Source organism: Escherichia sp. E4930, from assembly GCF_005845405.1.
In the GTDB taxonomy this organism is placed as follows: domain Bacteria; phylum Pseudomonadota; class Gammaproteobacteria; order Enterobacterales; family Enterobacteriaceae; genus Escherichia.
The window spans coordinates 24,160-46,270 of the sequence record NZ_VCDZ01000011.1 but is presented as its reverse complement, the minus strand read 5'-3'; the positions used below and the strand labels follow the sequence as shown (position 1 = coordinate 46,270).

The window sequence follows — 22,111 nt, the reverse complement described above, 5'->3', positions numbered from 1 at the left end:
TCGCTTCGGGCATCTATTGCCGGATGCGACGCTGGCGCGTCTTATCAGGCCTGGGATTTGGTGCCTTTTTCACAAATGGGAAGCGCCCCGTAGGCCGGATAAGGCGTTCACGCCGCATCCGGCAGTTGCGCTCCGATGCCTGATGCGACGCTGGCGTGTCTTATCAGGCCTTCAACTTGGTGCCTTTTTCACAAGTGGGAAGCGGCCCGTAGGCCGGATAAGGCGTTCACGCCGCATCCGGCAGTTGCGCTCCGATGCCTGATGCGACACTTGTATGTCTTTTCAGGCCGACAAAGGCACAGCCATTACGGCTGTCCAATATACAAATAGATCGCCAGGAAATGGCACACACTGCCGCCGAGCACAAAGCCGTGCCAGATGGCGTGGTTGTAGGGGATGCGTTTGCAGACGTAGAAAATCACCCCAAGCGAGTAAACCACTCCGCCTACCGCCAGTAAGGTAACGCTGCCCGCCGCGAGCTTAACTGCCATTTCATAAATTACCACCAGCGACAGCCAGCCCATCGCCAGATAGGTCACCAGAGATAAAATTTTGAATCGGTGCGCGATGGTCAGTTTGAACAGAATCCCCAGCAATGCCAGGCTCCAGATAACAATCATCAACCCGCGCGCTAACGGAGAATCCAGCCCCACCAGCAAAAACGGCGTGTAGGTTCCGGCAATCAACAAGTAAATGGCGCAATGGTCAAATTTCTTCAGCCACATTTTTGCCCGTTGATGAGGAATGGCGTGATAAAGCGTCGAAGCGAGGAACAGCAGGATCATGCTGCCGCCATAGAGGCTGTAACTGGTTATCGCTGTGGCGCTGGCATTAAGATCCACCGCCTGAACCAGTAGCAACACCAGCCCAACGATACCAAACACCAGCCCAATGCCGTGACTGATGCTGTTGGCAATTTCCTCTGCCAGCGAATATCCCTGCTTAATGAGAGGCTTCTGAACCATAACTTACTCCGGAGAAACGTACACGCACGTGAACACTTCTCCAGCGTAACTGAGAATAGTTCCAGTGAACACCTGTTAGCTAAAATAAATTCTGATTTGAGAGTAATCTCCGAAAAATCATGAAATTAAATGTGAAATTTCAACTAACAGGCGTGAGTTCAATTTAAAGGCATTTAAATTCAATCACATAAAACCGTGTCTGACCGGGATAGATATCGGTAATGACCGTTTTCAGTTCAGCCAGAGTCATATTTTCCTGTTGTGCATGTTTTTCTGTGAGAGTATCCAGCGTTACGGTTGAAGTTGCGGTGACTTCAATGGTGCAAAAATAGCCGTCATCTTCAAAGCGCCCGACGCGAAGCACATCGCCCGATTTAAAGTGCGATTCAGACTCGTCGCGAATAGTGATGGTTTTACGCCCAGCCAGAATGTCATCCTGGAAACGTTGAAAAAAAGTGATGTCGTTTGGCTGCATGGTACTATTTCCTGTAAGAATTGACTCATCTGGAGCCTATGATAGTGAAAAAACTCACCTTACCGAAAGATTTCTTATGGGGCGGCGCAGTAGCCGCTCATCAGGTCGAAGGCGGCTGGAACAAAGGCGGCAAAGGGCCGAGCATTTGTGACGTTCTGACCGGTGGCGCACACGGCGTGCCGCGCGAAATCACCAAAGAAGTCTTGCCGGGCAAATACTATCCGAACCATGAAGCCGTTGATTTTTATGGTCACTACAAGGAAGACATCAAACTATTTGCCGAAATGGGCTTCAAATGTTTTCGGACTTCCATCGCCTGGACACGCATTTTTCCAAAAGGCGATGAAGCTCAGCCAAACGAAGAAGGGCTGAAGTTCTACGATGATATGTTCGATGAACTGCTGAAATACAACATCGAACCGGTGATCACCCTCTCCCACTTTGAAATGCCGCTGCATCTGGTGCAGCAATACGGTAGCTGGACCAACCGTAAAGTGGTTAATTTCTTTGTCCGTTTCGCGGAAGTGGTATTTGAACGCTATAAGCATAAAGTCAAATACTGGATGACCTTCAACGAAATTAACAACCAGCGTAACTGGCGTGCACCGCTGTTCGGTTACTGCTGCTCCGGCGTGGTGTATACCGAGAATGAAAACCCGGAAGAGACGATGTATCAGGTGCTGCATCATCAGTTTGTCGCCAGCGCCCTGGCGGTGAAAGCCGCGCATCGCATCAACCCGGAGATGAAAGTCGGTTGTATGCTGGCGATGGTGCCGCTCTATCCTTACTCCTGTAACCCGGACGATGTGATGTTCGCTCAGGAGTCGATGCGCGAGCGCTACGTCTTTACCGATGTGCAGCTGCGTGGCTATTACCCGTCCTATGTGTTGAACGAGTGGGAGCGTCGCGGATTTAACATCAAGATGGAAGATGGCGATCTGGATATACTGCGCGAAGGCACCTGCGATTATCTTGGCTTCAGTTATTACATGACCAACGCGGTGAAGGCCGAAGGCGGCACCGGCGATGCGATCTCTGGTTTTGAAGGCAGTGTACCGAACCCATTTGTTAAAGCGTCGGACTGGGGATGGCAGATTGATCCGGTGGGTCTGCGCTATGCACTATGCGAATTGTATGAGCGTTATCAGAAGCCGCTGTTTATTGTCGAAAACGGTTTTGGCGCTTACGACAAAGTGGAAGAAGACGGCAGCATCAACGACGACTACCGCATTGACTACCTGCGCGCCCATATTGAAGAGATGAAAAAAGCGGTGACTTACGATGGCGTGGATCTGATGGGCTACACACCGTGGGGCTGCATCGACTGCGTGTCATTCACTACCGGGCAGTACAGCAAACGCTACGGCTTTATCTATGTGAATAAACATGACGACGGTACTGGCGATATGTCGCGTTCACGTAAGAAGAGCTTTGACTGGTACAAAGAAGTGATTGCCAGCAACGGCGAGAAACTGTGATTCCCGCATGTTACCCGCCAGCAGGCGGGTAACATTCTGCACCTGATTTACCAGGTCTTACCGATTTTAAATTCCCAGCGAACATCTTCCATCTTAGCCGGCGACTTCGCTTCCTGCATTACCGGAAAGAAAGCCCCGGCACCAAACCATAACTTCAGTGAATCAACGGCAACGTTAAATGACGGGCCAACAACCCATTCGGTAGTACCTGAGTGGTTATTAATGGTGCTGCCATTAGGCAATTTTTTTGTACCTGAAGCGTTATTGCTGTAGGCACTTTCCAGGCCAATATCCAGCGGCAAATCACTGAACATATAACGCACCTGGGTATTCCATTGAAATTCACTGCCGCGCTTCACATCCTGGTTTCCACGCTCAAATGGCCCTTGATAAACAAAATCCATATCTCCTTTAATATTGGGCGTGAATGATTTCGTTAAAGAGAGTGATACCCGCCCTCCCCAGGCGCTGTTCCCAGGCAAATGATTATCTCCATCTTGCCCGGTGGGTAGTAATAGCGCCCCACCTACCGTAACCCAAAACGGATCCCCTCTTCGCTGGCTCATTAAAGCATAAGTTGCCCCCACCGATTGGTCGCCCATTCCCTCTATATGTTCAGGAGACAGATTGTCTCGTTTGTTATTGATATAAGAGCCCACAGTTGATAATTCCAGTCTGTCGGTCAGACCATAACGAATCTTCAATAACCATATCTGGGAGTAAACATCCGGACTCCCGTGTCCCTCGATTTGATGGTCTTTATCACGAAATGAGCTATTAACGGCGGTTAATAGCATTCCTTCTGGCAATACTGAACCTCCAGAAATAGCGGTATTAACTGGCGCACCTAACAGATTGCTGGGCCTGTTTTCTCCTTCAACTGCCACTGCATTCATTGATAAAAAGCATGATATTAATGGTAGAAATATAAATCGTTTCATCATTCCCTCCAGGTATGAAAAACAAAGCGTTAAATTAAGAATCATTCTTATTATTTATATTTGTTTTGCTTTTATTATTTAGGTAAATAACTTAATGGAGTTAATATACGGAAAGTTTTTCAATTATATTGAGAGCTAAATAACGATTCCGGAGAGAAACTATTTGTAATTACATGTAAACATAGTGTGTTGTTTTTATTAAATAACGACACGATAAAAATAATTCTCGATAAATAATTAGCAAGAAGCGCAATAAAAACAGGAAAATTAAATTTAGGCTAACAGACTAATGAGAAACGAAAAGTTGCCTAATGCGTTGCGATTACCAGGCTTGTTTTTACTGCAATATATTTAATTTTAAAATGCTGTGGGGCGGGTAAGACACTCACGTCGCATCCGGCATAAACAAAGCACGAAAAGGCGCCGAAGCGCCTTTAGAAGATAGTCGAATCAGTGAATTACTGGTATTCGCTAATCGGTACGCAGGAGCAGAACAGGTGACGGTCGCCGTAAACATCATCCAGACGTTTCACCGTCGGCCAGTATTTGTCTGCCACGCCTGCCGGGAATACTGCAACTTCACGGCTGTACGGATGCGCCCACTCGGCGACCAGTTCGCTCTGAATGTGCGGCGCGTTCACCAGCGGGTTATCTTCCAGCGGCCAGACACCGGCTTTCACCTGGTCAATTTCTGCGCGGATAGCCAGCATCGCGTCGATAAAGCGATCCAGTTCCACTTTGCTTTCAGATTCAGTCGGTTCAACCATCAGCGTACCCGCCACCGGGAACGACATGGTCGGCGCGTGGAAACCGTAGTCGATCAGGCGCTTGGCAATATCCAGCTCGCTGATGCCGGTTTCTTCTTTCAGCGGGCGAATATCGAGAATACATTCGTGCGCCACGCGACCGTCACGACCGGTATACAGCACCGGGAAGGCATCCTGCAGGCGGCTGGCAATATAGTTGGCGTTGAGAATTGCCACCTGACTTGCTTTTTTCAGCCCTTCTGCGCCCATCATGCGGATGTACATCCAGCTGATTGGCAGGATAGAGGCGCTACCGAACGGTGCCGCAGAAACCGCGCCCTGACGGGTTAACATGCCTTCGATTTGCACCACGCTATGGCCCGGCACAAACGGTGCAAGATGCGCTTTCACGCCGATCGGTCCCATACCCGGACCACCACCGCCGTGCGGAATGCAGAAAGTCTTATGCAGGTTAAGGTGCGAAACGTCCGCGCCAATAAAGCCCGGCGAGGTAATGCCAACCTGGGCGTTCATGTTCGCGCCATCAAGGTAAACCTGACCGCCGAACTGATGTACGACTTCACACACTTCACGGATCGTTTCTTCATACACGCCGTGGGTGGAAGGATAGGTCACCATGATACAGGAGAGGTTATCGCCCGCCTGTTCTGCTTTCGCGCGCAGATCAGTCAGATCGATGTTGCCGTTTTTATCACACGCCACAACCACCACCTGCATTCCTGCCATATGTGCAGAAGCGGGGTTAGTTCCGTGCGCAGAAGCCGGGATCAGGCAGATATCGCGATGCCCTTCGTTGCGGCTTTCATGATAATGACGAATCGCCAGCAGGCCCGCGTATTCGCCCTGTGCGCCAGAGTTCGGCTGCATACAAACGGCGTCGTAACCGGTCAGCTTCACCAGCCAGTCAGCCAGCTGCGCGATCATCTGCTGATAACCTTCGGCCTGTTCCGGCGGGCAGAACGGGTGCAGTTCGGCAAATTCCGGCCAGGTGATTGGGATCATCTCGGCGGCGGCGTTCAGTTTCATGGTGCAGGAACCCAGCGGGATCATCGCCTGATTCAGCGCCAGATCTTTACGCTCCAGCGAGTGCATATAGCGCATCATTTCGGTTTCGCTATGGTAGCGATTAAACACCCGATGGGTGAGAATTTCGTCGTCGCGCAGCATCGCAGGCTGAATAGAGCGGCTGTCGTGAGCCACGTCTTTGTCCAGCGTGTCGATGTCCAGCCCGTGGTTATCGCCCAGCAGCACGCTGAAAAGCTGCATCACGTTTTCGCGCGTGGTGGTTTCATCAAGGGTGATCCCAACCGCGTTCAGAATATCGCTACGCAGGTTGATTTCAGCCGCTTCGGCACGCGCCAGTACGCCCGCTTTGTCTGCCACTTCCACACACAAAGTGTCGAAATAGTGCGCATGGCGCAGCTTCAGACCTTTTTGTTGCAGGCCCGCCGCCAGAATATCGGTCAGACGGTGGATGCGATTAGCGATACGTTTCAGGCCAACCGGGCCGTGATAAACGGCATACAGGCTGGCGATGTTTGCCAGAAGTACCTGGGAAGTACAAATGTTGGAGTTCGCTTTCTCACGGCGAATATGTTGCTCGCGAGTCTGCATCGCCATGCGCAGCGCGGTATTGCCAGCTGCATCTTTCGATACACCGATAATACGGCCCGGCATTGAGCGTTTGTATTCATCTTTCGCCGCAAAGAATGCCGCGTGCGGGCCACCGTAGCCCATCGGCACACCAAAGCGTTGCGCCGAACCAAAAACAATATCCGCGCCCTGTTTACCCGGCGCGGTTAACAGCACCAGCGCCATAATATCGGCGGCGACGCTGACCACAATTTTGCGTGATTTCAGTTCGCTGATAAGCGCAGTGTAGTCATGGATTTCGCCCGTCGTACCGACCTGCTGTAACAGCACGCCGAACACCTCCTGGTGATCGAGCACTTTTTGCGCGTCATCGACAATCACTTCAAAACCAAAGGTTTCGGCACGGGTGCGAACCACATCCAGCGTTTGCGGATGAACGTCAGAAGCAACGAAGAAGCGGTTGGCATTTTTCAGTTTGCTGACGCGTTTCGCCATCGCCATTGCTTCGGCGGCAGCAGTGGCTTCGTCAAGAAGAGAAGCCGAAGCCATATCCAGCCCGGTTAAATCCAGCGTTACCTGCTGGAAGTTGAGCAGTGCTTCGAGGCGGCCCTGGGAGACTTCAGGTTGATACGGAGTATACGCGGTATACCAGCCCGGATTTTCCAGCATGTTACGCAGAATAACCGGCGGCAACTGCACGGCGGTGTAACCCATGCCAATGTAAGACGTGAAGCGTTTATTGCGACTGGCAATAGCCTTGAGTTCCGCCAGCGCGGCGTATTCGGTCGCCGGTGCGCCAACCTGCGGCGGAGTCGCAAGCTGAATATCTTTCGGCACAATCTGGCCGGTCAGCGCGTTTAACGATTGTGCACCAACGGCATTCAGCATTTCTTGCTGTTGCGCGGCGTCCGGTCCGATATGGCGTTCAATAAAAGCGCCGCTGTTTTCAAGCTGGCTTAACGTCTGTGTCATGGGCGATGGTTCCTGAAACGTGCAGTGAATTGTGAACCTCTCTCCTTGCGAAGAGAGTGAGGGTGAGGCGTAAATTTCCCTCACCCTGATCCTCTCCCGCAGAAGAGGATTAAAGCCGTTACTCGTCTTCTAACAATGCTTCGTATGCGGTCGCATCCAGCAGTGATTCCAGTTCGCTTTCATCGCTGGCTTTGATTTTAAAGATCCAGCCGCCTGCATACGGTTCGCTGTTCACCAGTTCCGGGGAATCGCTCAGTGCGTCGTTTACCGCCACGATTTCACCGCTTACTGGCGCATAAATGTCTGACGCTGCTTTTACTGATTCGGCAACCGCGCAGTCATCGCCCGCGCTAACCGTTGCGCCGACTTCCGGCAGGTCAACAAACACCATATCGCCTAACAGCTCCTGAGCGTGCTCGGTGATGCCAACGGTGTAAGTGCCGTCAGCTTCTTTACGCAGCCATTCGTGTTCTTTGCTGTATTTCAGTTCTGCTGGTACGTTGCTCATCAATCAATCTCCAAAAAAGTAAATCACGCGACGGCTTTGCCGTTACGCACAAAAACAGGTTTCGTCACTTTAACCGGCATTTCACGGTTGCGAATTTGCACAATCGCTGTTTCACCAATACCTTCCGGCACGCGCGCCAGCGCAATGCTATAACCCAGCGTTGGGGAGAAAGTACCGCTGGTGATAATGCCTTCATGCTGGTTGCCCTGCGCATCGGTAAAACGTACCGGCAGTTCATTACGCAGCACGCCTTTTTCGGTCATCACCAGACCAACCAGTTTTTCTGTGCCATGCTCACGCTGCACTTCCAGAGCTTCACGGCCGATAAAGTCACGATCTGCCGGTTCCCAGGCGATGGTCCAGCCCATGTTGGCGGCTAAAGGAGAGATGGTTTCGTCCATCTCCTGACTATACAAATTCATGCCCGCTTCCAGACGCAGCGTGTCACGCGCGCCCAGGCCGCATGGCTTAACGCCCGCTTCCACCAGCGCGCGCCAGAAATCGGCCGCTTTTTCGTTGGGTAGCGCAATTTCATAACCCGCTTCACCGGTGTAACCGGTGGTGGCAATAAACAGATCGCCCGCCTGCACGCCAAAGAACGGTTTCATCCCTTCCACTGCCTGACGCTGGGCATCATTAAACAGTGTGGCAGCTTTTGCCTGCGCATTCGGCCCTTGTACGGCAATCATGGAAAGGTCATCACGAACGGTAATTTCGATGCCGAAAGGTTCAGCGTGTTGGGTAATCCAGGAGAGGTCTTTTTCGCGGGTGGCGGAGTTAACAACGAGGCGGAAGAAATCTTCAGTGAAGTAGTAGACGATGAGGTCATCTATCACACCGCCAGAGGCATTCAACATCCCCGAGTAAAGGGCTTTGCCGCTTTTGGTGAGCTTCGCCACATCGTTCGCCAGCAGATAACGCAGAAACTCCCGGGTGCGGCTGCCGCGGAGATCGACGATGGTCATATGCGACACATCAAACATTCCGGCATCGGTACGTACCGCATGATGTTCGTCGATTTGCGAACCGTAATGCAGCGGCATCATCCAGCCGTGGAAATCCACCATGCGAGCGCCGCAAAGCGTGTGTTGTTCGTACAAAGGAGTCTGTTGTGCCATCTTGTCCTCATTGAATAAGCGGGGCTGACAACTTTTCATGGCGAAATTGTCACCACGAAACCCAGCACTGGAGCCACTCCCGGTCCCCAACGCAATCGTTCTCTTTTCCCTGAACTTACCACCGAAACAGACGGTTAACCATAAGGAAAAATTGATCATCACATTAGCTTATGGTTAAAAACCGCAAAAATGACAACAGGACAAAAAACCAAATAACACGATACCAGAAAACAAACATAACGAATTAATAAAACAGTTTTGAATAAAGCGATATTAAGAACTAAAAAATTGTCAAAAATCACTAAATCAAAAATTAACGACATTAGAAAATATAATGCGAAATTGCGGGTGAAATTAGTTTATTTCAAATGAGGAAAATCTCCCGGCGAAAAACCGGGAGATGAAAGTGTGATGGGTATCAAATAAACAAAAGAGGAGAAATTTTTAACGCAGCCATTCAGGCAAATCGTTTAATCCCATTGCCTGACGAATAAGTTGCGGTTTAACGCCAGGAAGCGTATCGGCCAGTTTCAGACCAATATCACGCAGCAGTTTTTTCGCCGGATTGGTGCCGGAAAACAGATCGCGAAAGCCCTGCATACCTGCCAGCATCAGCGCCGCGCTGTGCTTGCGGCTACGCTCATAGCGACGCAGGTAAATGTACTGCCCGATGTCTTTACCCTGACGATGCAGTCGTTTCAGTTCAGCAATCAGCTCTGCAGCATCCATAAAGCCGAGATTTACCCCCTGCCCCGCCAGCGGGTGGATGGTATGCGCGGCGTCGCCCACCAGCGCCAGACGGTGCGCGGCAAACTGGCGCGCATAACGCCCCGTCAGCGGAAACACCTGACGCTCGCTCTCAACCTTGCATAAGCCCAGGCGATTATCAAAAGCGATATTTAACGCGCGATTAAATTCGTCTTCCCCTGCCTGCTGCATCCGCTGCGCTTCCTCTGGCGACAGTGACCAGACAATCGAGCAAAGATGCGGATCGCTAAGCGGTAAAAAGGCCAGAATGCCTTCGCCATGGAAAACCTGCCGCGCCACCGCATCATGCGGTTCTTCCGTGCGAATGGTCGCCACCAGCGCGTGATGCTGATAATCCCAGAAAGTCAGCGGAATATCGGCCTTGTTGCGCAACCAGGAATTAGCGCCGTCCGCACCAATTACCAGACGCGCCGTTAACATGCTGCCATCTTTCAGCGTCAGGAAGGTTTCGTTTTCCCCCCAGGCGACCTGCTGTAATTCTGCGGGGGCCAGCAGGGTGATATCTGACGACTGCTGTGCTTTGTTCCACAGCGCGTAATGAATCACTGAGTTTTCAACGATATGCCCAAGATGGCTATAGCCCATGCTTTGATCGTCAAACGAGATGTGACCAAAACTGTCTTTATCCCACACTTCCATACCGTGATAACAGCTGGCTCGGCGAGAGAGAATGTCCTGCCAGACGCCAAGACGGGTGAGTAATTTTTCGCTGGCGGCATTGATAGCCGAAACGCGCAGTTGTGGTGGTGCATCTGCCGCCAGAGGTTCCGGTACGCGCTGCTCCAGTACGGCAACGCGTAAGCCGCTCCCCTGTAAGCCGCAGGCAACCGCCAGCCCCACCATGCCGCCGCCAACAATGGCTACATCAACACTTTGCATTGTTTATTCCTTAAAACCGCCTTCAACGCGCCACCCAACCGAGGGTGCGTTGCGCCAGCACATCGCGTGCCGGGGTGAATAATTCCATCGTCATCAGCCCGATGTTGCGTCCGACAACCAACGGCGCCCAACGGTTGGCAAAAAGATGTACCAGACTGTCCGTGACGCCGATGGTTGCTTCGCGATCGCTCTGCCGACGCTGCTGATAACGGCATAATACGCCGTAATCACCAATGTCTTCTGCGTGCTCCTGCGCCTGGGTCAGGGTTTCCGCAAGGCTCATCACATCACGCATACCGAGGTTAAATCCTTGCCCGGCAATCGGGTGCAGGGTTTGCGCCGCATTGCCCACCAGCACGGTGCGATGGGTAATCGGTCTGGCGGCGCGGGTTAACGCCAGCGGATAAGCACTGCGTTTACCGGCGTGGGTAATTTGCCCCAGTCGCCAGCCAAAGGCAGACTGGAGTTCACGGCAAAACTTCTCGTCGCTCCACGCCAACACTTCTTCGCGCCGTTCCAGTGGATGACACCAGACCAGCGAACAGCGTCCTTCAGACATCGGCAACATCGCCAGTGGACCATGTTGCGTAAAGCGTTCAAAAGCGCGGCCTTCGTGCGCAACGGAAGTCGCAACATTCGCAATCACAGCCAGTTGTTCGTAGGGCTCCTGCTGCCAGTCAACGCCACAGGTAGTCGCTAACGCGGAATGCGTACCGTCAGCCGCCACCAGCACGCGGCCCGTCAGCGTCTCGCCACTCTCCAGCGTCACTTCAACGTTAGCTGGGGTACGAACAACATTAGCAATGCGATCCGGGCAATGCAGCGTTACGCCAGGCGCTTTGCGCAACAGCGCAAACAGGCGTTGCCCGACATTGTGCAATTCGACAACCTGCCCCAGCGCTGCCAGTCGGTAATCTTCTGCGGCGAGGGTGACGAATCCGGCATGACCACGATCGCTGACATGCACGGTGGTGATGGCGGTTGCGCAATCAGCCAGAGATTGCCAGACGCCAATGCGCGCCAGTTGCTGGCAGGTACCCGCCGCCAGCGCAATCGCCCGTCCATCAAAGCCCGGATGAGCATGAGACTCTGGCGCGGTCGCTTCAATCAAATGTACCGGCAGCGTCCCGTGACTTAACCGGGAAATAGCCAGCGCCAGCGTCGCGCCCGCCATGCCGCCACCGACGATGATTACGCTCATTGCTTTCTCGCAGCTGCCATCAACGCTTCAATTTCTTCCGGCTTTTTCACCACGCTGGCGGTGAGGTTTTCGTTACCGGTTTCGGTAATCACAATGTCGTCTTCAATACGAATGCCGATACCGCGATATTGTTCTGGCACTTCTGCATCCGGCGCAATATACAGCCCTGGCTCTACGGTCAGTACCATGCCCGGTTCCAGAATGCGCGAGCGATCCTGGCCATAAACGCCAACGTCATGGACATCCAGTCCTAACCAGTGGCTAAGGCCATGCATAAAGAAAGGACGATGGGCGTTCTGAGCGATCAGTTCATCAACATCACCTTTCAGGATGCCGAGTTTTACCAGGCCGCTAACCATGATGCGCACTACTTCACTGGTGACTTCCAGAATGGAGGTTCCCGGACGATACAGACGCAAGCTGGTTTCGAGAGATTCCAGCACAATGTCGTAGATTTCGCGCTGGGCCTGGGTGAATTTGCCGTTGACCGGGAAGGTACGGGTGATATCGCCCGCGTAACCTTTATATTCACAACCAGCATCAATCAACACCAGGTCGCCGTCGCGCAGTTCACACTCGTTTTCGGTGTAATGCAGAATGCAGCCGTTTTCACCACTGCCGACAATGGTGTTATAGGAAGGATAGCGCGCACCGTGGCGGTTGAATTCGTGGTGAATTTCGCCTTCCAGATGGTACTCGAACATCCCCGGACGGCATTTTTCCATCGCCCGGGTATGCGCCAGTGCGGTGATTTCACCCGCGCGGCGAAGTACGGCAATCTCTTCCGGCGATTTGAACAGGCGCATTTCATGAACAATGGGACGCCAGTCGATCATCGTTGCTGGCGCGGTGAGATTTTGCCGCGAGCCTTTACGCAGTTTTTCCAGCGCACTATTCACGATTTCATCAGCATATGCATATTCGCCCTGGGCGTGGTAAACCACATCCAGACCATTAAGTAGTTGATAAAGTTGCTGATTGATTTCGCTGAACGCCAGAGCGCGATCAACGCCCAGTTTCTCTGGCGCGGCATCCTGACCTAAACGACGGCCAAACCAGATCTCCGCCGTCAGGTCGCGCACGCGGTTAAACAAAACGCTGTGGTTATGAGTGTCATCGCTTTTAATCAGCACCAGCACCGCTTCCGGTTCATTAAAGCCGGTGAAGTACCAGAAGTCGCTGTTCTGACGATAGGGGTATTCGCTGTCGGCGCTACGGGTTACTTCTGGTGCCGCAAAAATCAGCGCGGCGCTGCCGGGTTGCATTTGCTCCACCAGGGCCTGACGGCGGCGCTGAAATTCCTGCTGAGATATCTCACTCATAACACTCTCCTTACGTTTTTTGTTTTTAGTGTAGAGTTGGTTTTTGTACTTCTGGTGCGGTCGGTTGCGGATGAGTAAAGGTGTCGTGGCATAACAGCGCGGCAACACGGACGTACTCGATGATCTCTTCAAGCGACATTTCCAGCTCTTCTTGATCTTCGTCTTCGTCGTAGCCCAGTTGCGCGATGTTACGCAGATCGTCAATGGCTTCGCCAGTTTCACCGGTCACTTTATCCAGCTTCGGCTGAGTGACGCCAAGACCGAGCAGGAAGTGATTTACCCAGCCTGCCAACGCATCAGCGCGATCGAAAACGCTAACGTCATCGCCATCAGGCAGATAAAGCTGAAAAAGGAAGCCGTCATCTTGCAAGGCATCACTGGTGGCAGAGTGCATTTTGCGCAATGCCTGGGCAAGTTCATGCCCGAAAGCCATACCTTCGTTCGTCAGGTCGTGAAGCAGCGGCAGCCAGGAGCTGTCATCATTACCGCCACATATCATCCCACTGATTAAACCATGCATCTCAGCAGGGGTCAGACCTGTCCCTTGTTGGTTCAGATACTGGTTCATTTCATTGTAACCAGGCATTTCGTTCTGTATTGACATAAGCATTCGGCATCAAAGGGAGGAAGATTCATGATATGCTATCACTTTGGACCCTGGTGGACCAGAAAAGGGCTTGTCTCATTGCACCAGGGTAGCTATAGTTTCGCCCCTTCGCAGACCAAAGGTCTGAAGGCGAAGGCAGCGCAGTCAATCAGCAGGAAGGTGGCATGTCTGCACAACCCGTCGATATCCAAATTTTTGGCCGTTCACTGCGTGTGAACTGCCCGCCTGACCAAAGGGATGCGTTGAATCAGGCTGCGGACGATCTGAACCAACGGTTGCAAGATCTGAAAGAACGCACTAGAGTCACAAATACTGAACAGTTGGTTTTCATTGCCGCATTGAATATCAGCTACGAGTTAGCGCAAGAAAAAGCGAAGACTCGTGACTACGCGGCAAGCATGGAACAGCGTATTCGGATGCTGCAACAGACCATAGAACAAGCGTTACTTGAACAAGGTCGCATCACCGAAAAAACGAACCAAAACTTTGAATGACACTTTCCGGTTTACTGTGGTAGAGTAACCGTGAAGACAAAATTTCTCTGAGATGTTCGCAAGCGGGCCAGTCCCCTGAGCCGATATTTCATACCACAAGAATGTGGCGCTCCGTGGTTGGTGAGCATGCTCGGTCCGTCCGAGAAGCCTTAAAACTGCGACGACACATTCACCTTGAACCAAGGGTTCAAGGGTTACAGCCTGCGGCGGCATCTCGGAGATTCCCTTCTTATCTGGCACCAGCCATGACGCAACTACCAGAACTCCCACTGACATTATCCCGACAAGAAATCCGCAAAATGATTCGGCAACGTCGTCGTGCGTTAACGCCGGAGCAACAACGTGAAATGGGCCAGCTGGCTGCCATGCGGATGATGAGTTATCCCCCTGTTGTGATGGCGCATACGGTCGCTGTATTTCTCTCTTTTGATGGCGAACTCGACACCCAGCCGCTCATAGAGCAACTCTGGCGCGCAGGTAAGCGCGTGTATCTTCCAGTTTTACATCCCTTTAGTGCCGGTAATTTACTGTTCCTGAATTACCATCCTAAGAGTGAACTGGTGATGAACAGGTTGAATATCCACGAGCCAAAACTGGACGTGCGTGACGTGCTACCCCTTTCCCGATTAGACGTCCTGATAACGCCGCTGGTCGCCTTTGATGAGTTCGGTCAACGCCTTGGAATGGGAGGTGGATTTTATGATCGGACATTGCAAAACTGGCAGCACTACAACATGCAGCCAGTAGGTTATGCCCATGATTGCCAGTTGGTGGAAAAACTCCCCGTAGAAGAATGGGACGTCCCGCTGCCTGCGGTGGTTACGCCATCGAAAATCTGGGAGTGGTGAGGGCGACACACCTGCATCGCCCTGATTGACATCGTTGATTCTTTGACCTAATTTAGTGAGTAAGGGTAAGGGAGGATTACTTCTCCCCTGTGACTGACTGTTAATAAGCTCCGAAACTTATGAGTAACAGTACAATCAGTATGATGACAAGTCGCATCATAACCCTTCTCCTTTAAGCCCTCGCTTCGGTGAGGGCTTTACCGTTACAGCCCTGTGCTGCCCCGCCATCGTAAATCCTCTTTGAATAAACACAACGCATTGATCTAGCTTTAATTTATTTCTTCGAGCAGGCTCGCAAAGGCGATTACACAGCGATGCAAATGCTGTAATTAGCGCGGTAAAAGGGATAAAAAAACGGGCAAGTCAGTGACCTGCCCGTTGATTGTCAGAGAAGGGGAATTAGTACAGCAGACGGGCGCGAACAGTACCCGGAATAGCTTTCATGGCCTGTAACGCTTTTTCAGCAACGTCTTCGTCAGCTTCAATATCAATAACGACGTAACCCATCTGGGCAGAAGTTTGCAGATATTGCGCGGCAATGTTGACGCCCTGCTCGGCAAATATTTTGTTCAGCGCAGTCAGCACGCCCGGGCGGTTTTCGTGAATGTGCATCAGACGGCGTCCACCATGCAACGGAAGCGAGACTTCCGGGAAGTTCACCGCAGAGAGTGTGGAGCCATTGTCAGAGTACTTGATTAATTTGCCCGCAACTTCCAGGCCGATATTCTCCTGCGCTTCCTGAGTCGAACCGCCAATGTGTGGCGTCAGAAGGACGTTGTCGAATTCGCACAGCGGAGAGGTAAACGGATCACTGTTAGTCGCCGGTTCCGTCGGGAACACGTCGATTGCGGCCCCTGCCAGATGTTTGCTCGCCAGAGCGTCACATAGCGCCGGAATATCAACCACCGTTCCGCGCGAAGCGTTAATCAGTAATGAGCCGGGCTTCATCAGCGAGATCTCTTTCGCGCCCATCATATTCTTGGTAGACGCATTCTCTGGCACATGCAGACTCACTACATCGCTCATATTCAGCAGGTCGGAAAGATGTTGCACCTGAGTGGCGTTGCCCAACGGCAGTTTGTTTTCAATATCATAGAAGTAAACATACATCCCCAGCGATTCCGCCAGAATGCCCAACTGCGTACCAATATGACCATAACCAATAATGCCCAGCTTTTTGCCGCGCGCCTCAAAAGAACCTGCGGCCAGTTTGTTCCACACGCCACGGTGCGCTTTGGCGTTGGCTTCCGGCACTCCGCGCAACAGCAGCAGAAGTTCGCCAATCACCAGCTCAGCAACGGAACGCGTATTTGAAAACGGGGCATTAAATACCGGGATCCCGCGTTTTGCCGCAGCATTCAAATCAACCTGGTTGGTCCCAATGCAGAAACAGCCAATAGCGACCAGTTTTTCAGCAGCATTGATCACGTCTTCGGTCAGATGGGTACGGGATCGCAAGCCGATGAAGTGGGCATCGCGGATGGATTCTTTTAATTGTTCATCATCCAGCGCGCCTTTGTGAAATTCGATGTTGGTATAACCTGCCGCACGAAGGCTTTCGAGCGCCTTTTGGTGCACGCCTTCTACCAACAGAAACTTAATCTTGTCTTTCTCCAGCGATACCTTTGCCATTTACCCAATCCTGTCTTTGAAATGTTGTGTGCGGATTTGCATCCGCCTTTCAACATATCAAAAAATAATATTGCGGCAATATGAACGTTTGCGTCTCGATGTTGAGGAAATATCACGCAAATGTATTTATTAGATGAATATGCTGGGTTAGTGACATTATTTAGAGCAATCGACAATAGCCGACTAAAAACGTGACACATGTCACCAAATTTAACGAAGAGAATTTTTTTAACGGGGGAGGTTCCCCCGTCAGATCATTTCACAATGGTTTTGACGCCGTCAGGCGTACCGATCAACGCAACATCCGCACCACGGTTAGCAAACAAACCAACAGTAACCACGCCAGGAATGGCGTTAATCGCGTTTTCCAACGCTACCGGGTCAAGAATTTCCATTCCATGGACGTCGAGGATCACGTTACCGTTATCGGTCACTACGCCCTGACGGTATTCCGGGCGACCACCCAGTTTCACCAGTTGACGAGCTACCGCACTACGCGCCATCGGGATAACTTCAACCGGCAGCGGGAATTTACCCAAAATATCGACCTGCTTGGAGGCGTCCGCGATGCAGATAAATTTTTCTGCGACCGAAGCAATGATTTTTTCACGGGTCAGCGCCGCACCGCCGCCCTTGATCATCTGCATGTGGCCGTTGATTTCATCTGCGCCATCAACGTAGATGCCGAGGCTGTCGACTTCGTTGAGATCAAAAACGTGAATGCCGAGGCTTTTCAGTTTTTCAGTGGAAGCATCAGAACTGGAAACGGCCCCTTCAATCTGGCCTTTCATCGTGCCGAGCGCGTCAATAAAGTGTGCGGCTGTGGAACCTGTACCTACACCAACAATGGTGCCGGGCTGAACATACTGAAGTGCCGCCCATCCTACTGCTTTTTTCAATTCATCCTGCGTCATGATCGTTTCGCCTGTGGTATGAAATTTCACACGCATTATATACAAAAAAAGCGATTCAGACCCCGTTGGCAAGCCGCGTGGTTAACTCATCCATAAAATAACGGGCAATGTTGCTCTTCAGGAAAAAGATAGACAAGGGGCCTGATATTCAGCTCCACTGCATAAACCGTTGCACCAACTCTCCGTTCTCCCGCGCAGACGCAATGGGATTATTGGCCGATAAACCAACCTTTACAACACACGGCCCGGGTACTTCACAAAGGTTTAGAAAGCACGGTATTGCCAACCAAAATGTCCACTATGACCGCTTTTGTATGCGTTAAATACTCTGTAACCAAAGCAAAATTATGTCATAGTTCGGCATGAGAATATTTGAGGAGCAGGTTAGAGAAATGAAACGCCCGGACTACAGGACATTACAGGCACTGGATGCGGTGATACGTGAACGAGGATTTGAGCGCGCGGCACAAAAGTTGTGCATTACGCAATCAGCCGTCTCACAACGCATTAAGCAACTGGAAAATATGTTCGGGCAGCCGCTGTTGGTGCGAACAGTTCCCCCGCGCCCGACAGAACAAGGGCAAAAATTACTGGCACTGCTTCGCCAGGTCGAGCTGCTGGAAGAAGAGTGGCTGGGCGATGAACAAACCGGTTCCACCCCACTACTGCTCTCGCTGGCAGTCAACGCCGACAGTCTGGCAACCTGGTTGCTTCCGGCACTGGCTCCTGTACTGGCTGATTCGCCTATTCGTCTGAACTTACAGGTGGAAGATGAAACTCGCACCCAGGAGCGTCTGCGCCGAGGTGAAGTGGTCGGCGCGGTGAGTATTCAACATCAGGCGCTGCCTAGTTGCCTGGTCGATAAACTTGGCGCGCTCGACTATCTGTTCGTCAGCTCCAAACCGTTTGCCGAGAAATACTTCCCCAACGGAGTAAGCCGCTCTGCGCTGCTCAAAGCACCAGTAGTCGCGTTTGACCATCTTGACGATATGCACCAGGCATTTTTGCAGCAAAACTTCGATCTGCCGCCAGGTAGCGTACCGTGCCATATCGTTAACTCGTCCGAAGCCTTCGTGCAGCTCGCTCGCCAGGGTACAACCTGCTGTATGATCCCACACCTGCAAATTGAAAAAGAATTGGCCAGCGGAGAGTTGATTGATCTGACGCCCGGGCTATTCCAACGGCGAATGCTTTACTGGCATCGCTTTGCCCCAGAAAGCCGCATGATGCGTAAAGTCACTGATGCTTTGCTCGACTATGGTCACAAAGTGCTTCGTCAGGATTAATCAATCAGTTAACGCCTGGTAGCACATATCAGGCGTTTTTCTTTTTTTCTTTTTTATTCTTTGAATAACATCACAAAACAGACAAATCTCACACGGCAAAAAACGACGCCCCATTCCATTTTTTTTGCTGGCGACAAACCCGTATAAAAAGCTCACCGTAAGCGCAAACACCCTCATTTTTATTGCGTTTTATGGAGCAAATAATGTCAAACGTGCAAGAGTGGCAACAGCTTGCCAACAAGGAGTTGAGCCGTCGGGAGAAAACCGTCGACTCACTGGTTCAGCAAACGGCGGAAGGGATCGCCATCAAGCCACTGTATACCGAAGCCGATCTCGACAATCTGGAAGTGACCGGTACCCTTCCTGGCTTGCCGCCCTATGTTCGTGGTCCCCGCGCCACCATGTATACCGCCCAACCGTGGACCATCCGTCAGTATGCCGGTTTCTCGACCGCCAAAGAGTCCAACGCTTTTTATCGCCGTAATCTGGCTGCCGGGCAAAAAGGTCTTTCCGTGGCGTTTGACCTTGCCACCCACCGTGGCTACGACTCCGATAACCCGCGCGTGGCGGGCGATGTTGGCAAAGCGGGCGTCGCTATCGACACCGTAGAAGATATGAAGGTGCTCTTCGACCAAATCCCGCTGGATAAAATGTCGGTTTCGATGACCATGAACGGCGCAGTCCTGCCAGTGCTGGCCTTTTATATCGTGGCGGCAGAAGAGCAAGGCGTTCCCCCCGATAAACTGACGGGTACAATTCAGAACGATATCCTCAAAGAGTACCTCTGCCGCAATACCTATATTTACCCACCGAAACCTTCTATGCGCATTATCGCTGACATTATCGCCTGGTGTTCCAGCAATATGCCGCGCTTCAATACCATTAGCATCAGCGGCTACCACATGGGCGAAGCCGGTGCGAACTGTGTGCAACAGGTGGCGTTTACTCTCGCCGATGGGATTGAGTACATCAAAGCAGCTCTCTCTGCTGGCTTAAAAATTGATGACTTCGCCCCGCGCCTGTCGTTCTTCTTTGGTATCGGCATGGACCTGTTTATGAACGTCGCCATGCTGCGCGCCGCACGCTATCTCTGGAGCGAAGCAGTAAGCGGGTTTGGTGCCAAAGATCCGAAATCGCTGGCGCTACGCACCCACTGTCAAACCTCCGGCTGGAGTCTCACCGAACAGGATCCGTATAACAACGTTATCCGCACCACCATTGAAGCGTTGGCAGCTACCCTTGGCGGAACCCAGTCGCTGCATACAAATGCCTTTGATGAAGCGCTTGGTTTGCCGACCGATTTTTCGGCACGTATTGCCCGTAACACCCAGATCATTATTCAGGAAGAGTCTGAACTCTGTCGCACCGTCGATCCGCTGGCCGGTTCTTATTACGTTGAGTCACTAACCGATCAGATCGTGAAACAGGCCAGAGCCATCATTGATCAGATCGACGAAGCCGGAGGCATGGCGAAGGCGATCGAAGCAGGTCTGCCAAAAAGGATGATCGAAGAAGCGTCTGCTCGTGAACAGTCGTTGATCGACCAGGGCAAACGAGTGATCGTCGGCGTCAACAAATACAAACTGGATCACGAAGATGAAACTGATGTCCTTGAAATCGACAACGTGATGGTGCGTAACGAGCAAATTGCTTCGCTGGAACGCATTCGCGCCACCCGTGATGATGCCGCCGTAACCGCCGCGTTGAACGCTCTGACTCACGCTGCACAGCATAACGAAAACCTGCTGGCTGCCGCTGTTAATGCGGCTCGCGTTCGCGCGACGCTGGGTGAAATATCCGATGCGCTGGAAGCCGCTTTTGACCGTTATCTGGTACCGAGCCAGTGTGTTACCGGCGTCATTGCGCAAAGCTATCATCAGTCGGAAAAATCAGCCTTCGAGTTTGATGCCATTGTTGCGCAAACGGAGCTGTTCCTTGCCGACAATGGTCGTCGCCCGCGCATTCTGATCGCCAAAATGGGGCAAGATGGACACGATCGCGGAGCGAAAGTCATTGCCAGCGCCTATTCCGATCTTGGTTTCGACGTTGATTTGAGTCCCATGTTCTCCACGCCGGAAGAGATCGCCCGCCTGGCAGTGGAAAACGACGTTCATGTGGTGGGCGCGTCCTCGCTTGCAGCAGGACATAAAACGCTGATCCCGGAACTGGTTGAAGCCCTGAAAAAATGGGGGCGCGAAGATATTTGCGTGGTCGCCGGTGGCGTTATTCCGCCGCAAGATTATGCCTTCCTGCAAGAGCGTGGCGTGGCGGCGATTTACGGTCCTGGTACTCCCATGCTCGACAGCGTGCGTGATGTGCTGAACCGGATTAGCCAACATCATGATTAACGAAGCCACGCTGGCAGACAGCATTCGACGCCTGCGTCTGGGTGAGCGAGCCACGCTCGCCCAGGCCATGACGCTGGTTGAGAGCCGTCACCCTCGCCATCAGGCACTCAGCACTCAACTGCTTGATGCCATCATGCCGTTTTGTGGTAACGCCCTGCCGACTGGGCGTTGACCGGCACGCCAGGAGCAGGAAAAAGTACCTTTCTTGAAGCCTTTGGCATGTTACTGATTCGCCAGGGGCTTAAGGTCGCGGTGATTGCCGTCGATCCCAGCAGCCCAGTGACCGGTGGCAGCATCCTTGGGGATAAGACTCGCATGACCGAACTGGCGCGTGCCGATGCAGCGTTTATTCGCCCGGTTCCGTCATCTGGTCACCTTGGCGGCGCCAGCCAGCGGGCGCGGGAGTTAATGCTGTTATGTGAAGCGGCGGGTTATGACGTGGTGATCGTTGAAACCGTCGGCGTCGGGCAGTCAGAAACGGAAGTCGCCCGCATGGTGGACTGCTTTATCTCGCTACAGATTGCCGGTGGCGGCGATGATCTCCAGGGCATTAAAAAGGGTTTGATGGAGATGGCAGATCTGATTGTCATCAACAAAGATGATGGTGATAACCACACGAATGTTGCCATTACCCGCCATATGTACGAAAGCGCTCTGCATATTCTGCGCCGCAAATATGACGAATGGCAGCCACAGGTCCTCACCTGTAGTGCACTGGAAAAATGCGGTATCGATGAGATATGGCGCGCAATTATCGATTTCAAAACCGCACTGACTACCAGCGGTCGTTTACAACAGGTGCGGCAACAACAGTCGGTGGAATGGCTGCGTAAACAGACCGAAGAAGAGGTGCTGCACCACCTGTTCACTAATGAAGATTTCGATCGCTATTACAGCCAAACGCTATTAGCGGTCAAAAATAATATGCTCTCGCCGCGCACAGGTTTGCGGCAGCTCAGTGATTTTATCCAGACTCAGTATTTTAATTAAGGGAA

The 22,111-nt window shown here is 52.1% G+C and carries 19 protein-coding genes, 1 other RNA gene and 1 pseudogene; 8 read left to right on the top strand and 13 right to left on the bottom strand.

Annotation, left to right across the window (positions count from 1 at the left end; all coding sequences use genetic code 11):
* Nucleotides 1-305: 305 nt before the first annotated feature.
* Nucleotides 306-965 (bottom strand): hemolysin III family protein, encoded by a 660-nt coding sequence (locus FFT88_RS14590; RefSeq protein WP_130217956.1) that lies wholly within the window; start codon nt 963-965, stop codon nt 306-308.
* Nucleotides 966-1,128: 163 nt separating this feature from the next.
* Nucleotides 1,129-1,440: a N(4)-acetylcytidine aminohydrolase gene (gene yqfB / locus FFT88_RS14585; protein ID WP_135405579.1), complete on the bottom strand. Its 312-nt coding sequence runs from the start codon at nt 1,438-1,440 to the stop codon at nt 1,129-1,131.
* Nucleotides 1,441-1,484: 44 nt separating this feature from the next.
* Between yqfB and bglA the strand changes: the two genes are divergently transcribed.
* Nucleotides 1,485-2,918 (top strand): 6-phospho-beta-glucosidase BglA, encoded by a 1,434-nt coding sequence (gene bglA / locus FFT88_RS14580; protein ID WP_138352535.1) that lies wholly within the window; start codon nt 1,485-1,487, stop codon nt 2,916-2,918.
* 47 nt (nt 2,919-2,965) lie between these two features.
* Here bglA and FFT88_RS14575 read toward each other — a convergent pair whose 3' ends face one another.
* The 4 genes from FFT88_RS14575 to gcvT form a co-directional block, all read right to left on the bottom strand.
* Entirely contained in the window at nt 2,966-3,859 is an 894-nt protein-coding gene (locus FFT88_RS14575) for a transporter (RefSeq protein ID WP_135405620.1), read from the bottom strand.
* 458 nt (nt 3,860-4,317) lie between these two features.
* Nucleotides 4,318-7,191: an aminomethyl-transferring glycine dehydrogenase gene (gcvP, locus tag FFT88_RS14565; RefSeq protein WP_135405577.1), complete on the bottom strand. Its 2,874-nt coding sequence runs from the start codon at nt 7,189-7,191 to the stop codon at nt 4,318-4,320.
* A gap of 118 nt (nt 7,192-7,309) precedes the next feature.
* On the bottom strand, nt 7,310-7,699 hold the full coding sequence (gene gcvH / locus FFT88_RS14560; RefSeq protein ID WP_001295377.1) for a glycine cleavage system protein GcvH: 390 nt from the start codon (nt 7,697-7,699) through the stop codon (nt 7,310-7,312).
* 23 nt (nt 7,700-7,722) lie between these two features.
* The gene (gene gcvT, locus FFT88_RS14555; RefSeq protein ID WP_000068709.1) at nt 7,723-8,817 is read right to left on the bottom strand and encodes a glycine cleavage system aminomethyltransferase GcvT; all 1,095 of its coding nucleotides are present in this window, start codon (nt 8,815-8,817) and stop codon (nt 7,723-7,725) included.
* A 288-nt stretch (nt 8,818-9,105) separates the two neighbouring features.
* Between gcvT and FFT88_RS14550 the strand changes: the two genes are divergently transcribed.
* Complete coding sequence (locus tag FFT88_RS14550; RefSeq protein WP_123057965.1) at nt 9,106-9,189, top strand: hypothetical protein; 84 nt, start codon at nt 9,106-9,108, stop codon at nt 9,187-9,189.
* 72 nt (nt 9,190-9,261) lie between these two features.
* Here FFT88_RS14550 and ubiI read toward each other — a convergent pair whose 3' ends face one another.
* Genes ubiI through ygfB form a run of 4 tightly spaced genes read right to left on the bottom strand, consistent with a single transcriptional unit; the run spans nt 9,262 to nt 13,591 of the window.
* The gene (gene ubiI, locus FFT88_RS14545) at nt 9,262-10,464 is read right to left on the bottom strand and encodes an FAD-dependent 2-octaprenylphenol hydroxylase (protein ID WP_001192176.1); all 1,203 of its coding nucleotides are present in this window, start codon (nt 10,462-10,464) and stop codon (nt 9,262-9,264) included.
* A 22-nt stretch (nt 10,465-10,486) separates the two neighbouring features.
* Complete coding sequence (gene ubiH, locus FFT88_RS14540; RefSeq protein ID WP_135405576.1) at nt 10,487-11,665, bottom strand: 2-octaprenyl-6-methoxyphenyl hydroxylase; 1,179 nt, start codon at nt 11,663-11,665, stop codon at nt 10,487-10,489.
* Entirely contained in the window at nt 11,662-12,987 is a 1,326-nt protein-coding gene (gene pepP / locus FFT88_RS14535) for a Xaa-Pro aminopeptidase (protein ID WP_135405575.1), read from the bottom strand. The genes ubiH and pepP overlap by 4 nt, the downstream gene beginning before the upstream one ends.
* 25 nt (nt 12,988-13,012) lie before the next feature.
* A complete protein-coding gene (gene ygfB / locus FFT88_RS14530; protein ID WP_001295378.1) occupies nt 13,013-13,591 on the bottom strand; it encodes a UPF0149 family protein YgfB in 579 nt (192 codons plus the stop codon).
* 167 nt (nt 13,592-13,758) lie between these two features.
* Between ygfB and zapA the strand changes: the two genes are divergently transcribed.
* The 3 genes from zapA (at nt 13,759) to FFT88_RS14515 (ending at nt 14,936) form a co-directional block, all read left to right on the top strand.
* Nucleotides 13,759-14,088, top strand: a complete 330-nt coding sequence (gene zapA / locus FFT88_RS14525) for a cell division protein ZapA (RefSeq protein ID WP_001276008.1) — start codon at nt 13,759-13,761, stop codon at nt 14,086-14,088.
* Between the two features lie 41 nt (nt 14,089-14,129).
* A non-coding RNA gene (gene ssrS, locus FFT88_RS14520) (6S RNA) lies at nt 14,130-14,313 on the top strand.
* A 20-nt stretch (nt 14,314-14,333) separates the two neighbouring features.
* The gene (locus FFT88_RS14515; RefSeq protein ID WP_135405574.1) at nt 14,334-14,936 is read left to right on the top strand and encodes a 5-formyltetrahydrofolate cyclo-ligase; all 603 of its coding nucleotides are present in this window, start codon (nt 14,334-14,336) and stop codon (nt 14,934-14,936) included.
* Nucleotides 14,937-15,036: 100 nt separating this feature from the next.
* Here FFT88_RS14515 and ibsC read toward each other — a convergent pair whose 3' ends face one another.
* The 3 genes from ibsC to rpiA form a co-directional block, all read right to left on the bottom strand.
* Complete coding sequence (gene ibsC, locus FFT88_RS14510) at nt 15,037-15,096, bottom strand: type I toxin-antitoxin system toxin IbsC (RefSeq protein WP_071524576.1); 60 nt, start codon at nt 15,094-15,096, stop codon at nt 15,037-15,039.
* Nucleotides 15,097-15,335: 239 nt separating this feature from the next.
* Nucleotides 15,336-16,568: a phosphoglycerate dehydrogenase gene (gene serA, locus FFT88_RS14505; RefSeq protein ID WP_130217979.1), complete on the bottom strand. Its 1,233-nt coding sequence runs from the start codon at nt 16,566-16,568 to the stop codon at nt 15,336-15,338.
* Between the two features lie 254 nt (nt 16,569-16,822).
* Nucleotides 16,823-17,482: a ribose-5-phosphate isomerase RpiA gene (rpiA, locus tag FFT88_RS14500; RefSeq protein ID WP_135405573.1), complete on the bottom strand. Its 660-nt coding sequence runs from the start codon at nt 17,480-17,482 to the stop codon at nt 16,823-16,825.
* A 392-nt stretch (nt 17,483-17,874) separates the two neighbouring features.
* On the opposite strand from rpiA, the gene argP reads away from it, so the two are divergent.
* The 3 genes and pseudogenes from argP to meaB all read left to right on the top strand — a co-directional run bounded on the left by argP (nt 17,875) and on the right by meaB (nt 22,106).
* Nucleotides 17,875-18,768 (top strand): DNA-binding transcriptional regulator ArgP, encoded by an 894-nt coding sequence (gene argP, locus FFT88_RS14495; protein WP_000828349.1) that lies wholly within the window; start codon nt 17,875-17,877, stop codon nt 18,766-18,768.
* Nucleotides 18,769-18,971: 203 nt separating this feature from the next.
* Complete coding sequence (gene scpA, locus FFT88_RS14490) at nt 18,972-21,116, top strand: methylmalonyl-CoA mutase (RefSeq protein WP_130217981.1); 2,145 nt, start codon at nt 18,972-18,974, stop codon at nt 21,114-21,116.
* Nucleotides 21,109-22,106: pseudogene (gene meaB / locus FFT88_RS14485) on the top strand (methylmalonyl Co-A mutase-associated GTPase MeaB). Before scpA ends, meaB begins: the two are co-directional and overlap by 8 nt.
* Nucleotides 22,107-22,111: the final 5 nt, after the last annotated feature.

Bases quoted from the DNA above. Each gene is read 5' to 3' on its own strand.
- FFT88_RS14590 (WP_130217956.1), bottom strand. From the start codon at position 965: ATGGTTCAGAAGCCTCTCATTAAGCAGGGATATTCGCTGGCAGAGGAA.
- yqfB (WP_135405579.1), bottom strand. From the start codon at position 1,440: ATGCAGCCAAACGACATCACTTTTTTTCAACGTTTCCAGGATGACATT.
- FFT88_RS14575 (WP_135405620.1), bottom strand. From the start codon at position 3,859: ATGAAACGATTTATATTTCTACCATTAATATCATGCTTTTTATCAATG.
- gcvP (WP_135405577.1), bottom strand. From the start codon at position 7,191: ATGACACAGACGTTAAGCCAGCTTGAAAACAGCGGCGCTTTTATTGAA.
- gcvH (WP_001295377.1), bottom strand. From the start codon at position 7,699: ATGAGCAACGTACCAGCAGAACTGAAATACAGCAAAGAACACGAATGG.
- gcvT (WP_000068709.1), bottom strand. From the start codon at position 8,817: ATGGCACAACAGACTCCTTTGTACGAACAACACACGCTTTGCGGCGCT.
- ubiI (WP_001192176.1), bottom strand. From the start codon at position 10,464: ATGCAAAGTGTTGATGTAGCCATTGTTGGCGGCGGCATGGTGGGGCTG.
- ubiH (WP_135405576.1), bottom strand. From the start codon at position 11,665: ATGAGCGTAATCATCGTCGGTGGCGGCATGGCGGGCGCGACGCTGGCG.
- pepP (WP_135405575.1), bottom strand. From the start codon at position 12,987: ATGAGTGAGATATCTCAGCAGGAATTTCAGCGCCGCCGTCAGGCCCTG.
- ygfB (WP_001295378.1), bottom strand. From the start codon at position 13,591: ATGTCAATACAGAACGAAATGCCTGGTTACAATGAAATGAACCAGTAT.
- zapA (WP_001276008.1), top strand. From the start codon at position 13,759: ATGTCTGCACAACCCGTCGATATCCAAATTTTTGGCCGTTCACTGCGT.
- FFT88_RS14515 (WP_135405574.1), top strand. From the start codon at position 14,334: ATGACGCAACTACCAGAACTCCCACTGACATTATCCCGACAAGAAATC.
- serA (WP_130217979.1), bottom strand. From the start codon at position 16,568: ATGGCAAAGGTATCGCTGGAGAAAGACAAGATTAAGTTTCTGTTGGTA.
- rpiA (WP_135405573.1), bottom strand. From the start codon at position 17,482: ATGACGCAGGATGAATTGAAAAAAGCAGTAGGATGGGCGGCACTTCAG.
- argP (WP_000828349.1), top strand. From the start codon at position 17,875: ATGAAACGCCCGGACTACAGGACATTACAGGCACTGGATGCGGTGATA.
- scpA (WP_130217981.1), top strand. From the start codon at position 18,972: ATGTCAAACGTGCAAGAGTGGCAACAGCTTGCCAACAAGGAGTTGAGC.